17 protein-coding genes and 2 pseudogenes are annotated in these 16957 nt (G+C 26.5%); all 19 read right to left on the reverse strand.

The features are described 5' to 3' along the window. Nucleotide 1: 1 nt before the first annotated feature. Entirely contained in the window at nt 2-2128 is a 2127-nt protein-coding gene (locus ACYQ1U_RS06030) for an STT3 domain-containing protein (RefSeq protein ID WP_459885387.1), read from the reverse strand. A 12-nt stretch (nt 2129-2140) separates the two neighbouring features. Continuing rightward, nucleotides 2141-2629, reverse strand: a pseudogene (locus ACYQ1U_RS06035) (Uma2 family endonuclease); the annotation flags it as partial. Nucleotides 2630-2688: 59 nt separating this feature from the next. Next, on the reverse strand, nt 2689-3672 hold the full coding sequence (locus tag ACYQ1U_RS06040) for a hypothetical protein (RefSeq protein WP_459885390.1): 984 nt from the start codon (nt 3670-3672) through the stop codon (nt 2689-2691). Between the two features lie 163 nt (nt 3673-3835). Next, nucleotides 3836-4186, reverse strand: a complete 351-nt coding sequence (locus ACYQ1U_RS06045; protein ID WP_459885393.1) for a hypothetical protein — start codon at nt 4184-4186, stop codon at nt 3836-3838. A gap of 1 nt (nt 4187) precedes the next feature. Then, a complete protein-coding gene (locus ACYQ1U_RS06050) occupies nt 4188-4910 on the reverse strand; it encodes a DEAD/DEAH box helicase (protein ID WP_459885396.1) in 723 nt (240 codons plus the stop codon). Between the two features lie 47 nt (nt 4911-4957). Next, nucleotides 4958-5107 (reverse strand): hypothetical protein, encoded by a 150-nt coding sequence (locus ACYQ1U_RS06055; protein WP_459885399.1) that lies wholly within the window; start codon nt 5105-5107, stop codon nt 4958-4960. A gap of 113 nt (nt 5108-5220) precedes the next feature. Next, a pseudogene (locus ACYQ1U_RS06060) lies at nt 5221-5397 on the reverse strand (AAA family ATPase); the annotation flags it as partial. Between the two features lie 18 nt (nt 5398-5415). After that, nucleotides 5416-6225, reverse strand: coding sequence for a glycosyltransferase (locus ACYQ1U_RS06065; protein ID WP_459885402.1), 810 nt, complete (start codon nt 6223-6225; stop codon nt 5416-5418). Then, entirely contained in the window at nt 6222-7394 is a 1173-nt protein-coding gene (locus ACYQ1U_RS06070; protein ID WP_459885405.1) for a glycosyltransferase family protein, read from the reverse strand. The genes ACYQ1U_RS06065 and ACYQ1U_RS06070 overlap by 4 nt, the downstream gene beginning before the upstream one ends. Then, a complete protein-coding gene (locus tag ACYQ1U_RS06075) occupies nt 7391-8083 on the reverse strand; it encodes an acylneuraminate cytidylyltransferase family protein (protein WP_459885408.1) in 693 nt (230 codons plus the stop codon). The genes ACYQ1U_RS06070 and ACYQ1U_RS06075 overlap by 4 nt, the downstream gene beginning before the upstream one ends. A gap of 7 nt (nt 8084-8090) precedes the next feature. After that, nucleotides 8091-9245, reverse strand: coding sequence for a UDP-N-acetylglucosamine 2-epimerase (gene neuC / locus ACYQ1U_RS06080; RefSeq protein WP_459885411.1), 1155 nt, complete (start codon nt 9243-9245; stop codon nt 8091-8093). Further along, complete coding sequence (locus ACYQ1U_RS06085) at nt 9242-10243, reverse strand: N-acetylneuraminate synthase family protein (RefSeq protein WP_459885414.1); 1002 nt, start codon at nt 10241-10243, stop codon at nt 9242-9244. The genes neuC and ACYQ1U_RS06085 overlap by 4 nt, the downstream gene beginning before the upstream one ends. Further along, a complete protein-coding gene (locus ACYQ1U_RS06090) occupies nt 10231-11298 on the reverse strand; it encodes a hypothetical protein (RefSeq protein WP_459885417.1) in 1068 nt (355 codons plus the stop codon). The genes ACYQ1U_RS06085 and ACYQ1U_RS06090 overlap by 13 nt, the downstream gene beginning before the upstream one ends. Further along, nucleotides 11276-12547 (reverse strand): oligosaccharide flippase family protein, encoded by a 1272-nt coding sequence (locus ACYQ1U_RS06095; RefSeq protein WP_459885420.1) that lies wholly within the window; start codon nt 12545-12547, stop codon nt 11276-11278. Before ACYQ1U_RS06095 ends, ACYQ1U_RS06090 begins: the two co-directional genes overlap by 23 nt. After that, nucleotides 12528-13037, reverse strand: coding sequence for a hypothetical protein (locus ACYQ1U_RS06100; RefSeq protein ID WP_459885423.1), 510 nt, complete (start codon nt 13035-13037; stop codon nt 12528-12530). Before ACYQ1U_RS06100 ends, ACYQ1U_RS06095 begins: the two co-directional genes overlap by 20 nt. Next, on the reverse strand, nt 12979-13668 hold the full coding sequence (locus ACYQ1U_RS06105; RefSeq protein WP_459885426.1) for a hypothetical protein: 690 nt from the start codon (nt 13666-13668) through the stop codon (nt 12979-12981). Before ACYQ1U_RS06105 ends, ACYQ1U_RS06100 begins: the two co-directional genes overlap by 59 nt. After that, nucleotides 13668-14948 (reverse strand): nucleotide sugar dehydrogenase, encoded by a 1281-nt coding sequence (locus ACYQ1U_RS06110; protein ID WP_459885429.1) that lies wholly within the window; start codon nt 14946-14948, stop codon nt 13668-13670. Before ACYQ1U_RS06110 ends, ACYQ1U_RS06105 begins: the two co-directional genes overlap by 1 nt. 14 nt (nt 14949-14962) lie before the next feature. Continuing rightward, on the reverse strand, nt 14963-16009 hold the full coding sequence (locus ACYQ1U_RS06115) for an NAD-dependent epimerase (RefSeq protein WP_459885432.1): 1047 nt from the start codon (nt 16007-16009) through the stop codon (nt 14963-14965). After that, a complete protein-coding gene (locus tag ACYQ1U_RS06120; RefSeq protein WP_459885435.1) occupies nt 15987-16955 on the reverse strand; it encodes a Wzz/FepE/Etk N-terminal domain-containing protein in 969 nt (322 codons plus the stop codon). The genes ACYQ1U_RS06115 and ACYQ1U_RS06120 overlap by 23 nt, the downstream gene beginning before the upstream one ends. Nucleotides 16956-16957: the final 2 nt, after the last annotated feature.

A 16957-nucleotide genomic window follows, 5' to 3' on the forward strand; every position in this document is an offset into this window, starting at 1 on the left:
TTTACTTTATCTTATATATTTTCATTATAGGATTTAAAATAACCGGTTCAAAAAGGTCTTTATTATAATTTTCAAACACAAACATTTGAACGAAACTTGAATTATAATAATAATCATCTAAAAGCAATGCTTCGCCGTAACTTTGAAGAATAATCAAATTAAGGCCTCTATTTCTTATTTTTTGCTTTCTAACAAGCAATTTTCCAGACTTATCATATCCTACTAAATCAATCTCTTTAATAGGAATTCTATTACTAAGAACCATCTCAGCACTTCTTAAGTCTATTGAAATATTTCCTATAAATAAATAGTTACCTTGCTTTTTTATTCTGTTTTTATAAAAGAAATGATCTACATATACTTCGCCAGTATTCAAGTTTCTATTACTAAACATAGCAACAGTTGGAAAAATATTAAACATTCTATATGGAAGCATTAAATAAATATTTCTATCAAGTTTTGGAGCTTTGTAATTTTCACTTCCAACTTTCATTAAAAATTCTTCTACATTAATAGGTTTATTATTTTTAACAAAAATTTGAGGTGCTACTGTTTTATTTGTATCTACATAAGTTTTGATTGAAAGTTTTGAAAGACTTGCTGCTAAATAAGGATTTGATGTAGTTAAAATTTTTGAGACCAAAAAGTTATCTTGATTATGTTTACCACCATCAATTAGAGTATTTACATTTGCATAATACCAAATAGGATATCCATAATCCCACCAAGTAATTACATAATCTTTTGGATTTGATTTTTTTCTTAGTTCATCCAACACCGCAACTTCTGATTTTTTAAATGTAGTAGGCACTAAATAAGGATAACTTCTTAATGGATATATCTTTTCAATAGAAGCTAAAAATTCATTTTTTTCACAACACCCTACGATATGTGTAATGTTTGGTGCAATTAAAAATAAACTTCCTCCAATAGGAATTAACATTTTCCATTTTCCATTTTCCATTTTCCATTTTTCTTTTACCCAAAAGAAAAAATACACTCCACTAATAGCAGCAATAGCTACAGCATATACAGTAAATCTAAGCCCACCAATAAATGCAAAAAAACCTATTCCCCAAAGAGGCAGAGCTATTATAAATTCTTTATATCTTTTGACAAGTAAAACATACCCTATTAGCGCAATTATAATTCCTAATGTACTTCCAATAATTCTATCAAATACAACAAACCAAGGAATTTGACCTGCTTCTCTTACAGTTTTGTTTACATTTAAAAACTGCAGGCCTTCTGCTTTTTGAGTAAAAGTAGAGTATGATAAAACCTTAGCCAAAATAATTCCAAAAACATTCCCTGTTATAAAAAATCCTAAAAATAAAATTCCACTTAATAATTGCAAATGTTTAGTTTCAAATTCTTTTTTTCTAAATAGATAATAAAGTCCAACAACTCCTATTACCCTAACCTCCCAATAAATATTCATAAGAGCAAGTGAAAAAATAGCAATAAATCTATAAGTAAATTCATCTTTATAATGAAAAACAATTAAATATAAAAATGACATTATTCCAATTGCGTAAACAATTGAGAGACCCTGATCATAAGCCCAAGGATATATAATTGCAGTAAATGAAGCTAAAAGCACATAAAATAACGATCTATTCTTTATAGAAGCTAAAATAAAATACAAAATAAACATAGGAAGACTTGCACTAAACATATCAGTATCATAATACCCTGCAAGTGTTCTATTATAGTAACTCCATCCAATACTTCCTATAAGTGCCGCTAAAAATCCCCAAGTTAAATTATTATAAAGTCTTCCTATAAGTATTATTGGGATAACAACAATCGAAGATATTATAGCTGGAAGATATAGCATCAATGTATCAATACTTATATGTAAAAACTTAGCTAAATATGCAGTAATTACAGCTGTCCCAAACCTAAAAACATCCACAAGTCTTGGATTATCTATATGAAGTCCATCAAGAATTTTCTGGGCTCCACTACCATAAAAATATCCATCAACATTGTTTATCATAAGTTGACCATGCCATAAAAACTCTGGATACTTACTTGCCCAACTTATCCAGTATAAATGCATTAAATAACTAAAAGCATATGCTAAAACTATTAAAAAAAATGTTAATTTATTTTCCTTTAACATACTTTTCCTTTATTACTTTTTCAGTTTTTTAAACACACTATTAAAATCAACCATAACTCCACACATTTCAAAATCAAATACTCCCCTGCTAAAATCTCCTATTTTTTTAAATTCACCATCAATATTTTTATAAATTTTTGCAAATAATCCATCAGGGTATACCAATATTAAAAATTTAACTCCTTCTTTTTCATAAATTTTAAATTTATATATTTCATTTCTTCTTGCAGTAGATGGTGAAATTACCTCAAAAACTATTTCAGGTGCTTTTATCAAATATTCAACCCCCTCATCATCACAAGTTAAAACTACATCCGGTCTTAAAACGGTATTTTCACTTACTTTATAATCAACTTCGACTAATACTTCACAATTCTCACAATTTAAAGTTTTTTTAAGTTCAAAAATAATATTACTTGCCAAATATTGATGTTTTTTTAACAGGTTCAGGGACCATGCATAAGGAATTCCTTCTATTAACTCCCAATCCCCTTCCCATTTTTTGTAATCTTCATATGTATAATACTATGTATAATGTTCAATATAAATAGCTGCCATACTCACTCCTCAATAAAGATTCCAAGCTTTTCAGCTTCTTTTTTAAATTTTTTAATATCTTTTACTATAATTTTATTATCTTCTGCAATTAAAAACAAATCTTTAATCTCTTTTAATGCTTTTAAACTTTCTTCATCTACCTCTAAAACCGTAAAATCTACTTTTTTAATTTCTTTAAATTTTTTTAAAAGACTATTTAAATGATTTTTAAAATTTTTAGGAAGTTTCAATTTTTCAATTTCTTTTATTTTTTCTTTAAGCTCTTTTTTAGAAATTATGTTTTTTAATATTTTTTCATCATCTAAAAAGTAAAAATTTCCTTTTTTAGTAAAATATTTTTCAATTTTTGTTTTTAATACTAAATCATTTGCATCAAACATAATAGCTAAAATTTTATTAAATGCTTTTATTGTGGATTTTTTAATTGATGGTAGTTTTAAATGATTTGTATATCCACTATACCACAAGCCAATATTAGAAAGTTTTACTGCATAAATATTATCATAAAAAATCTCTACAACTAAATTACTTTTTCTTTTTTCAATTTCTACAAATCCTAATATTGACAATAAATTCAAATATCCCTTTAAAAAACAATAATTAAATTCTTCATAAAAATCAAATCTTCTAATATGACGATATATTCCATTTATTTTTCTTACTTCAAACTCATCTACTTTTAAATAATAATCCTTAAATTCAAGCTTATCAAAATCTCTTTCATTAAAGTAAAATAAAAAATCTCTTCTATATGCAATTGCCTCTTTTAGATTATAAATAGTTACACACTTTTCTAATTGTTCTACTAATTCATACAACTCATTATGCAAACTATAAAAACTATAATTTACCCTTACATTTTTTATATAAGGCATAATTAATCTAAAAAGTTCAATTTGATAATCATCTAACATATTTTTAAAAAAGAATTTATAAAACTCTTTTATATTTACTTTTTTATTATCTTCAAAATACCTAAAAGCCACATATAAAAGCCATTCAATTTCAGTATCGCTATAATGAGTGTTTGTTATTTCTTTAAACTTTTTTATATAAGTTTTTTTTACTTTTGATTGTGAAGTAAGTTCTACATTTAAATTTTGAATAATTTCTAAATGCTCTTTAATTAAATAATTACACTCTAAATTACTACACTCTATAATTTTTTGGCAGCGGCAAAATATCTTCTAAAAAGTCTATAACATCAACATTAATAGCATAATTATCAAAATAACTATTCTCTATTAACAAACAACATTCATCATATTTATCAATAATTTCCTTATCCTCCTCTGTTATTTTTTCTTTTAAAATAGCATTTTGATAAACTCTTATAATATCTCCATTTTTAAATAAATTTTTCTCTAAAATATTTTTATCAATCTTTTTAAACTCCTCTTCTAACTCTTCTTTTTTCTTTCTATAAAGTGAATTTTTAAATTTAGAGCTAAAATTATTGTTATAAACCATCAAAATTTTTACTAAATCTTCTTTTCTCATCTTAATCCCCTAAAATAAATTCTAAATCTTTTTCATCAAGATTAATTTCGGCTTGTGAATCAATTATATTTGAGAGGTCTTTTTTTATTTTTTGAAGTTCAAGGATTTTTTCTTCAATAGTGCCTTTTGTAATGAGTTTATAACTAAAAACTTTATTTTTTTGTCCTATTCTATAAACCCTATCAATCGCTTGATTTTCAGCCGCTACATTCCACCAAGGCTCAAACACAAAAACATAATCGGCTTTTGTGAGATTTAGTCCCACTCCCCCGGTTTTTAGTGTCATTATAAATAGATCAATATCTTCATTTAAAAACTTATCAACTACTGCCTTTCTATTTTGAGTGCTTCCACTCATTGTTACATAACTAAAACCTCTTTTTTCAGCCTCTTTTGCAATTAAGTCAATTGAATATAAAAAGTTTGTAAAGATTAAGACTTTGTGTTTATTGCTTATTATATCTTCAAGTTGTTCAAACATTACATCAAGTTTTGATGATCGGATATTTTCTTCTTCAATTTCAGGGATTGATGCAATTTGACGAAGTTTTGTAAGAGCTTGGAAAATGACCATTTTGCTTTTATTAAAGCCTTTTAGTTTAATGTTTTCTAAAATCAAGTTTTTATAATACTCTTTTTTAGATTCATAAACTTTTTTATGCTTTTCATTCATTTCAACTAAAATAGTAGCTTCTTGTTTTGGTGGAAGTTCGTCTAATACCAATTCTTAATTAGTTAGTTACTTTATAAATGTTTAAAATTTTCTTAATTTCAATACTTTTCATCATTTTCCATTGTCCATTTTCCATTGTCAATTGGTATTACATGATAACTATTCCCACTCTCCCACCAATAATTATCAAATATTTTGCTATCAAACAGTCTTAATATGTCAAAAGGATTATATATTCTATCTTTCAAAAAATAATACCAATTCTAATATAGTCATAGTTTTTAAATAGAAGTATATGCTTTAATTGGTTGTATTTGATTAACTAAGTTTTATTATACTGAAGTGTCTAAACATCTTGGAATTTGTATAAACATTTTAGGGTATCTAAAGATAGACTCTTTCCAAATCTTCTTGGTCTGCTTAAAAAAATATATCTGTATGAATTGATTAAATTATATATTTCTTTTGTCTTGTCAATATAAATATAATTTTCTTTTCTTATATCTTCAAATGTCTGAATTCCTATTGGCAGTTTCATTTTTTGTCCTTGCTTATTTCATCTTAAAAACTTATAAGCTAATTTTTTTAAACTTGGAGGTAAAAGATTTATAAAAAGCATTCCAACAGCATAAAAATAAGCTTCAAATCCGTAATCTAATTCTCTATTCACTAATAACCTATTTTTAAAATCATACCAAACTTTTTTTAAACTTCTTCTTCTATTAAAAAAATCTCTGCCAACTCTAACCTTAACTCCTATATAATCGATATTTGCAAATTTACATCCGTTTTTAAATCCTTTAAGCCACATTAATGTATCTTCATTTGTAATATGTCCGCTTTCAGGATAAAGTCTTGCCTTTTCAAAAAAACTTCTTCTAAAACAAACGCTCACATGAGCTAAAGACACCCTTTTTTTGAAAAAATCAAACATTTTTTGATGAGTTAGAGGATATTTTACTATTTTTTTATATTCAATCCCTTCTCCAAATTCTTCTATAAAAGTCCCGCATATATCAATATCCCTATTTCTTTCCATAAATTCAATCTGTTTTTTAAATCTATCAACATTACTTATATCATCAGCATCCATCCTAAAAAAATATTCATACTCTTTTTCTAATCCTACTTTAATTAGTTCATTCAAAGAAACCGCTAATCCCTTATTTTCTTTTCTTTTATCAAGATATTTAATATTGCCTTTTTCTTTTTCAGAAAAAAGAAACTCTTGTAAGTTTTTATCTATTTCTCCATCAATTTTTATAAAAATATCTGCACTTAAAGTTTGATTATATAAACTATTTAATGCTTCTTTTACATATTCTAATTTATCATTTTTATAAACAGACATAATTACACATCTCATTTTATTACCTCAAACTTATCATAAATTAAATTTTTAGGAGGTTTTAAATGATGCCATACACTCCTTAAAACTTTAGCCCATTCTTTTAAAGTAAGTTTAGGAAAACTTATTTTTGAATGAGTATCTAAAGATGTTAAAAATTCTGAATATATAAAAGAAGGCTTAATATTTAAATATTCAACATTTTCTTTTCGTGAAAGTTTTTTTTCATCAAATTCATTAATATTTTTAAAATTAACTATTTGGTTATTCCACCATACATTGAGCCATTCAGGTCTTTTATAAGGAGTAAATAAAAAAACTTTTTTACCTATATTATACGCATCCCATACAGATGTACTCCAACTGCTTCCAATTATATCGCTTGCTATTATCCATTCTCTAACCGAAAAATCTTTGTTTATTAAAATTTCAGGAACAAACCCTACTGTTTGTATAAAAACTTTTTTATAATCATCTTCACTAATACTTGGATGAGGTCTTAAAATAATTTCATAATCAAATCTCTTTTTTAATCCATTTACAAAAGCAATAAATTCATTAAGACATTTTTTAGAGTATTCCCTATATTCCCAAGCTTCCTTCTCAGGATATCCGTCTGCTATTTTTCTTTTGATTAAAGAATCTGTACTAAAAGCCCATCCGTAATTCATTGGTAAAAAAAGCCATTTTTTATTTAAATCCAAATGATACTTTTTTGAAAAATTTTCCCTCAAATTTTCTCTTTTATGAAGCTTGCTATAAAGCAGTTCATTTGCAACATTTCCACCTACTATTATATTTTTTTCAACAACCCCATTTCTCACTAAAAAATCCTTAAAACTCTTATTCCAACAAAACTGATAAACTTTTTTTTTCGTAAAGTTGTCTTTTGGTTTTTTATACCTTAAATTCACAGGGGCTAAAAGCTGTTCCCAATTCATATTGACATATGCCACACTTTCTTTATACATTCCATAGACTAGACTTACAGGCCAATCACTTTGTGATAAAAGATAAGGGAAAACAAATATATTTGCCTTGTATTTAAAAAGATAATTTAAATGATAATAAATAGATAAAATTAAAACTTTTTTTCCTTTTTCTTTTAGATGTGAAGCTATTAACTTAATACTTTCAAGTTCTCTATCTTTATGTTCTACAAAAAAAATTACATCGACTTCTTTCACTCAATTCCTTCTAATTTTATTTTATTTTCATTTATCAGTGTTTTTAGAAACAGATAATCCCATTCACTATCAATATTAATTAAAGGCTGTGGCATTATTAAAGGCTTTGTATTTTCAGGGAAAAAAGTTTTTTCTTTTAACAAGACTTCAGTTTTTATAAAATATATCGCTCCATTTAGAGCATAAACTTTTGGTAACTGTTGTCTTGGTATTTCTGAAGTTGTATTTTTTATAAAAGGTTTGAGTTTACTATTTTCTATAACTTTTAATTTATAAGGATGAGGCTCGTCAAATTCTACTACACTTACGACACTATCTGCCGTTTGTAAAACATCAAATGCATTTTTTATATCTTGCGAAGTTCTAAGAGGAGAAGTGGGCTGCAACAGCATCAAATATTTAGGTTTATTTTCAAATTTATTTAAAAAATCAATGACTACATCGATACTTTTTGCATTATCAGTTGCCAATTTCTTATCTCTTAATCCAAAACTTTTTGCTCCTGCTTTCAATGCAATATCTTCATAATTTTTACAATCCGTTGAAATATAAACATCATCTACAATATTGCTATTTTTAGCTACACTAATAGCAAGTTCTATTAATGTTTTACCTTTTATTTTAGCTATATTTTTATCTTTAAAACCTTTACTTCCACATCTTGCTGGAATTAATGCTATTATACCCATTTTAGTCCTAATACATAATTTTTTTATGAAATCTAAGTTTTACTTTACTTAAAATATCAGCAATTCTCTCTCCTGCTCTTCCATCTCCATAAATATATTCTCTTTCATATTTTCCATGTACTAATTGTTTATTTATTGCTTCTTTAATTAATTCCTTATTATATTCTCTCACATCAATAACATTTTTTCCTCTAACTCTTCCATCTTGTCTACTTCCAATATTTACTACAGGAACACCTAAAAATGAACATTCTCTAATCCCTACACTCGAATTTCCAATTAAACATAAAGAGTTATATAATAACTTTAAAAAATCTTGTGGCTCCATATTTTTCATAAATCTAATATTTTTAGGATTATACTTTTCCCTAAACTGTCTAATTCCTCTGCTTGTTCCATCGCTTCCTGCATCTACATTTGGCCAAAACCAAAAAGTTGGGATGTCTAAATCATTTACTGCATGTAATGTCTCTAATACATGCTCTCTTGCTTTTTCGTATTCGGTTGTAACAGGATGCTGCATTACAACTAAATATCCATTTTTATAATCAATTTCCGCTCCAACTCCCCCATATTTTTCAATAGGATCAAAATCAAGTCTTGAATTGTCTAAAATTTCTCTTGCTAAATCAATGGAAGGACATCCTGTATTAAATACATATTCCAGATCTTCTCCCATTTTTATGACTCTATTTCTTGCATCCTCACTTGCAACTAAATGAATATCAGCAAGCTTTGTATTTGCATGACGCACTTTTTCATCAATATTTCCAGTTACTTCTCCTCCTTGAATATGCACAAGTGGGATATTTTGATAAGCCGCTGCAATTGAAGTAGCAATAGTTTCAAATCTATCAGCAATAGTAACAACCATATCTGGTTTTAAATTATAAAAAGTAGTAGCAAGTTCAGTAATAGCAATTCCTGTAGTTTTTGCCATAGCGGCAGGAAATTCTCCTTCAATTATATTATAAATCTTTTCATCCACATTAAACCCATCCTTTTCTATTATTTTACTTACATTTCCATATTTATCTAAAAGAGCACTTCCTGCTAATACAAGTTGAAGATGTAAATTAGGATGATTTTTAATAGCTTTAAGAGCTGTTTTTACTCTACTATAACTTGGTCTTGCTGTTATTACTACACAAACTTTTCTCATTCTATATCTTCCTTTCTTAAAAAGTCCCATTTTTTCTTATCAACTTTTAATTTTTTTCCAATTACTTCTTTATAATCTTGCGCTGGAATCCCATATCCAAAAGGTTTTTTAGATTCTAAATCATCAAAAGTAATTACATTCCCTTTTTTTAAATCTTTATTTACTGCTAAACTTTTGCCAAAAATTTTTTTAAGTTCCTTAAACTCTTTTGAGAATTCATTTTTATCAATAAGATTACTTAATGACTCTTCTATAAATCTAATACCCTCTACAGCTTCTTTTATCTCATCAATTTCTAATGAAGCTCTACTATCAGGACCAAACATTCTTCTATCAAATACTGCATGAAATTCTAAAATCTCAGCACCAAGCGCAACTGCCGCTATAAGAGGCCATATTTTACCGGAATGATCAGATAGTCCAACTTTTACATCATATCTTTTTTTAAGTTCACTCAAAACATTTAACCCTATATCTCTTGAAGGTGTCGGATATTTTGTAGTACATTGAAGAATTGACACTTCATTTTTAAAAGGCTTTAAAAACTCTATCGCTCTGTCAATTTCTTCAAATCCGCTCATACCGGTTGACAGAATTATATCTTTTCCTGTTTTTGCTATTTTTTCAAGCATTAAAAAGTTATTTATTTCACCTGAGGCTATTTTATATCTTTTAACTCCAATCTCTTCTAACCAATCCACCGCTAAATTAGAAAAAGGTGAACTTATAAACTCAACTCCTACATCATCACAGTGTTTTTTTATCTCTTTCCACTGTTCTAAACTAAATTCCATTCTTTTCCAATAATCAAACCTTGTTTTGTCTTCATAACTAAAATTAACTCTAAAAGGCTCATACTCACTACTCTCAGCTTCTGCAATATGAGTTTGAAATTTTATTGCATCTACTCCTGTATCAGCTAATGCATCTATATACGAATGTAAAATACCTAAACTTCCATCATGGGCTTGTGCTATTTCTACTATTATAAAAGCCATTGTTTTTCCTTTATTTTTTTAGCAATATATTCTCCTATAATTTGTGTCCCATTTACCCATGGATGACAATAATCTATAAAAATAGTCTCCTTTACTACTTTTACGCTCTCTCTTGCATCAATATATTTAATTTTTTCTTTTTCAAAAAAGTTAATTAACTCATGATAAACTATCTTAAAACTTTTTCTAAGATTAGGAACAGTCAAATCTTTATTTAAAATTAGTTTCCTTTCATATTCACTTAAGTTTTCTTTATCAAATAAAGATGGTTCAAGTATAAAAATAGTATCACTTAACGAATTTATTTCTCTAATAATATTTTTAATAAAACCTAAGTTTTTATTTAATAAATTTTTATCAATATCAATTGGTTTCACTTTTTTAGAAATTCTTTTTACAAAATCTTTTTTTATAGCGTGCTTAATATAAAGTATATTTAAAGCCACAGATTTTGCAAAAAGATAGCTAATAGTTTTTAAAGACAAAGGTAAATTTCTATAATATTTTTCAAATTCTAATATATTTTTTCTGATCCTTCTATCTCTATTTGAAAAAGCAATATCAATATTATTTGAAATATCATAGCTTTCGTTTATTCCGAAATAAAAAATATTTTTTTCATGAAGAGTATCTTTTAAAGAAAACTGTTTATATATATTAAATATTTTATATATATTAGAACCTACATTAGAAAAGTTAATTATATTTTTTTGTAAATTCTTACCTATAAAATAATCTATCATTAAAGATTTTTTATAAATTCCCCATCCCCAACCAGTTGAACCACTAAAAAAACCTATAGTTTCGTAATCTTTATCAAAAATATGATGTTGAAAATAATCTTCCTCTATTTTTCTATCAATATTGAATTTTTGATTTTTTTTATACACATATCCCATTGGAGTATGATATTCCATTTTTAACATATATTGTTCTAAAAAAAACTTTTCTATTTTTTTGTATTCTTCTTTATTTAAATTTATAAAAATATCACTCTCCATCTCTCCGACCCAAATTTTATTAGCTTTTAACTTAAGAGTAAAATTGGAAAACATAAAATCCCCCTATTAAAAAAATAAAAAATAATACCCAATAATATAATTTAATTTTTTTTAAAAATTCACTTTTTACAAAAAAAGTCAGCAATCCTACACTTAAAAAATAAGAAAGAGAATAAACATACGCAATATCGGTTAAAGTTTTTTTAATAAAAAACAGAAAACACAGAAAAATATTGTTATTAAGCAACATTATATTATAAATTATCCTTTTAGATTGTAAAAAAAGATAATTATAAAATATAAAATAAAAAAATTGTAAATTCATAAAACTTATCAATATAAAATATAACAAATAAAAATTACTCCCCAAATAATACACCCATTTATTATAAAAAAAGGCAATTAAAAATGCCAAAATATTTACCAATAAAATACTTAAAATAAGCTTATTTTCTTTTTTTTCAAATTCTGCCTCTGTTGTTTTATTTGATGAAATCTTACTTAGAATTACTGCTATTTCATTATTTAATGATTTTGTAAACATATATACAATAGAAGTTATTTTATATAAAATAGAATAAATTCCTAAAGCTGCATCCCCTAAAAAAAACTTCACAGCATATTTGTCAATGTTTTCACTGACAGTTTTTAACACTTTGTGAGGAAATAGTTTTAAAGAAAGTAAAACATTTTTCTTTATCAATTTTTTATTTATTTTTAATTTAAATCCAAGTTTGTACAAATAAAAATATAAAACAACAAAACTTAATATCTCCCACACAAATATAAGCAAGATCAGATTATAAACATCAAATTTATTTAACAAAAATAAAAAAGGCAATATCACACCCCATCCAACTCTGTAAAAAACAGAAAAAAACATATAACAAAAAGAAAGCTCTTTCAGTCTGAAAACAACAAACGGAGTAGAATTAAATGCTTTTAATATTGCAAAAAAAATTAAAGTATCCAATAAAACGGTATTTATATAATGATAAAAAACCAAAAAAACTGCAACACTTATAAATGAAAAAAACACCATAGTCACATTGACACTTGATATAATTTCTTTGAAATCTTCTATATAAAAATATTTCATTAAAAAACTGTTAGCTGCTCCTTGTGCAAAAGAAGAAAAAAGCCCCGCAAGTAAAAAATAAAAAACAAATTTTCCAAGGTCGACAGAACCTAGTTTTACAAGTATAAAGGTAGAAATTAAAAAAGAAATACCTATACTTAAGAAATCCCCTATAACATATCTGAATATATTACTTTTTATAAGTTTATTTGCTTTCGATAACATATTTTATATCTTCTAAAACTTTTTCTGTTTTTACAAAATATTCTATGTTTTTTGGAAGGTCCATTTTATCACTATTAGCAAGTAAATCACTTAATTCTTCAATATTTTTTGCTTCTTTAGCTAAATTATATTTTGCGTAATTGAATCCAATAATTTGATTTGAGTTATTATAAACTAAAAGTCTACTACCAGCTACTAATGCCTCTAACCCTACCGTAGACCTAATTACAATAGTCAAATATATGTCTTTTAACAAATCTTCCATTAGTTCATTCGTTTTAACTTCTATATTTTTAAATTTTTTACTCATATTTAAAATATCATTTGTATATTGATCTCTTGGATGTATTTTATGAATAAGCTTTCTATTAATATTGCTTTTTTCAAATGCTAAATATACTTCTTCAATGTCTTTTAAATGTTTTTCTTTATTATAACCATATAATAAAGAACCCGCCCCTGTTACAAAAAGAATATTTTTTTTTTCCAAAACTTTTCAAAGTAGTAAGTTTTAAGAACCTTGGATTACCTGTTGCTATAAATTTATATGGATAATTATGATATTTTAGAAATTGTTTAGTCCAAAATTCACCCATAGTTAATAAATAATCAGCATTCCCATCACCTAAATATTTCATTGTAGGATAATCTATCATCAAAAATTTCCTTATCACTTTTTTTATTACTTGTTTTATAAAAGTTATATTTTTATTTCTAAGTTTATCATAGTAAGATGGTTCCCATGTTATAGCCCATTGTAATACAATAGTTTTAATATTGTTTTCTTTTAAAACTCCTATAACTAACCAATCAATATATCCTCCCTCAATAAATTGAATAGAGGATATAATATTTTTTTCTTTTAGCCATTTGAGTAATATTTTTTTTATTTTTAAATAATTAGTAATATGCTTAGTAAAAAAATTATTATCTTTAATTAAAAATATTTCTTCAAATAAATTTTCATATTTTTCTAAATATTTTTCTAATCCTTTTGAGTATTTAGTATCAATAAAGTTGAATATACCTAAAAATTTATATTTATCCTTTAAAAAGTTCAAAATAGGCAATGCAGTCTCAAAATGAGTCTTATTAGAAAAAACAAATAGAATTTTTTGCATTAAAGCCTTCCATCCACTAAACTTTTATCAAAAAAACCTTTGATGTCGTAAACAACAGTACGTAGTTTGTAGTTTGTAGTGCGTAGCTGTTTTTCTATTTCTTTAAATTCCTTGTGAGCTACTGCTAAAACAATACAATCGTAATTGGTTATTGGTAATTGGCCATTGACTACTTGTAATAAATCAATATCATATTCTAATTTAACTTCTTTTGGATCAGCCCAAGGGTCATATACATCAACTTCTACTCCAAACTCTTGTAGCTCTCTTATTACATCTATAACCCTGCTGTTTCTAATATCAGGACAATTTTCTTTAAATGTTATTCCAAGTATTAATACCTTACTTCCTTTAATAGTGTGTCCTTTTTGTATCATTAGCTTAATCACTTTATTCGCTACAAATATTCCCATATTATCATTCATTCTTCTACCGGCAAGAATTATTTGAGGATGATAACCTATCTCTTTTGCTTTGTATGCTAAGTAATATGGATCAACTCCAATACAGTGTCCTCCTACTAATCCTGGTCTAAATGGTAAAAAGTTCCATTTTGTCCCTGCTGCTTCTAATACATCTAATGTATCAATATTTAATTTATCAAATATAAGTGCAAGTTCATTTACAAATGCTATATTTATATCTCTTTGTGCATTTTCTATTACTTTTGCTGCTTCTGCTACTTTTATTGATGGAGCAAGATGAGTACCTGCTTCTATAATGCTTTTGTAAAGTTCATCTATTTCTTTTGCTATTTCTGGAGTTGATCCGCTTGTTACTTTTTTTATTTTTGTTACGGTATGTTCTTTATCTCCCGGATTAATTCTCTCTGGACTATACCCTACAAAAAAGTCTTCATTAAACTTTAGTCCACTTTCTTTTTCAAGCTCTGGTACACAAACTTCTTCTGTACATCCTGGATATACTGTGCTTTCATATATTACAATATCACCTTTTTTTAATATCCCACCTATACTTCTACTTGCCATAATAAGTGGTCTTAAGTCAGGATTTTTATGTTTATCTATTGGAGTTGGAACTGTCACTATATGAATAGAAGCTTCTTTTAAATCCTCTAAAAAAGGTGTATATCTTACATTATTCTTTACTTCCTCTAATTTTTCCTTACTTACTTCAAAAGTTCTATCATAACTATTTTTTAACTCTTCAATTCTTGTATTATTTATATCAAATCCTATGACTTTATATTTCTTTGCAAATGCTACTGCCAATGGCAAGCCTACATAGCCTAGGCCTATTATACTTATTATTTTATTCATTTTTATCACCTTTTTCAATTTATCTTATAAAACTCCCTATACCACTCAATAAATTTTGAAACTCCTTCTTTTATTGGAGTATATGGCTTATATCCTAAGTCCTTTTCAAGGTCTGTTGTATCTGCATATGTACTTGGAACGTCACCTGGTTGCATTGGTAGAAGAGTCTTTTTAGCTTCTTTTCCAAGAATTTCTTCAATTGCACTTATAAAATCCATGAGATTAACTGGACTCCCATTTCCAATGTTATATATTTTATATGGCGCTATACTTTCACTTGGACGTCCGTCCCAGTTTGGATTTGCTTTTGGAGGATTGTCTATTACTCTCACTATTCCTTCAACTATATCATCAATATATGTAAAATCTCTTTGCATCTGGCCATAATTATACACATCAATCGGCTTATCTTCAATTATGTTTTTAACAAATTTAAAAAGTGCCATATCCGGTCTTCCCCAAGGACCATATACTGTAAAGAATCTAAGCCCTGTCGTTGGAATATTATAAAGGTATGAATATGTATGACTCATAAGCTCATTACTTTTTTTTGTAGCAGCGTATAGACTTATTGGATGGTCTACATTATCATTAGTTGAAAATGGTTGTTTTTTATTAAGTCCATAAACTGATGAACTACTTGCATAACTTAGAGCTTTTACATCATTATGTCTTACTGCTTCAAGGATATTCATATGACCTACAATATTGCTTTGAATATAAGCATCTGGATTTGTTAAAGAGTATCTAACACCTGCTTGTGCTGCAAGATGACACACTTTATCAAACTTTTCTTGCTTGAATAACTTATCTAGATTTTCTTTATCTTCTAAGTTTAATTTTATGAATTTGTAATTTGGATATTTGTTACTGATTATTAGTTTGTTGTATTCTATTTTTTCTCTATCTATTCCTGTCTCAGCTAGTCTTCCGTATTTTAAATTTACATCATAATAATCATTTATACTATCAAGCCCTACTACCTCATCACCTCGCTTAATTAGCTTATTTGCTAAATGATATCCTATAAATCCCGCACTACCTGTTATTAGTATTTTCATTTTCACCTTCTTTTGAATTTTTTATAAACTCAATAAAAAACACCAAAAATATAGCCAAAATAAATGAAGTAACAAATGCAACTATTACAATAAGACCTCTTTTTGGTTTTGCTTTGTCTTTTACATCAGGAATGTATGGGTCGGTTACTACTTTTACTTTGTAATATTTGCTTGAATTTATATATACTTTTTGTTTGATTAGTGAGCTTATAAGCTTTGCAAGCTCAGACTTTAACTCAATATTATTAGTGTTTTCAAGTTCTTTTTGATATTTTTTTATTTGTGCATTTATATCTTGAAGGTTTTTATTTACTAGAAATTTAGTCCCATCTTCTAAAAAAGCCACCAAAATATCATAAGCAAAATGCCTGCTTGGATGAATAAAGCTTATAGTAATAAGACCTGTTTTTTTATCAGTACTAATACTAAAAGAATTTTTGATCTGTTTATATATGTCAAAAAGTTCTTTGTCTTCTTTGTTTTCACTATCACCTTTTAAAAATTTGTATATTCCATTATAATTAAATGCAAATACATAATCTTTTTCAAGCTCATTGCTTTTTAATTTTTTATCCAATCCCCTTTTAATGATAAACTCTTTCATAAAAGCATAATCATTAAGTAACTCTTGAAAAGCAACTTCGGGAGTCAATCCACCACTACCTCCGCCAATATTTACCCCTGCCATACTTGCAAGTGCTCCAAGACCTCCAAGATTTATACTTTTTGATTGTTCTTGAGGTGATAATACTGTATATACTTTGTACTCATTTGGTTTGGAAAGTACATAAAAAATAGTCAAACTAGTTACAATAAACACAAAAACAGCTATAAAAACTTTATGCTTCCAAATAGTCGCAAACAGTTCTCTTAAGTCAATTTCATCTTCTTCATAACAAACAGGAGGTTGATAATAATTTTCCATTTTCAATTTTCCATTTTCCATTG

This window comes from Caminibacter profundus, assembly GCF_054657155.1.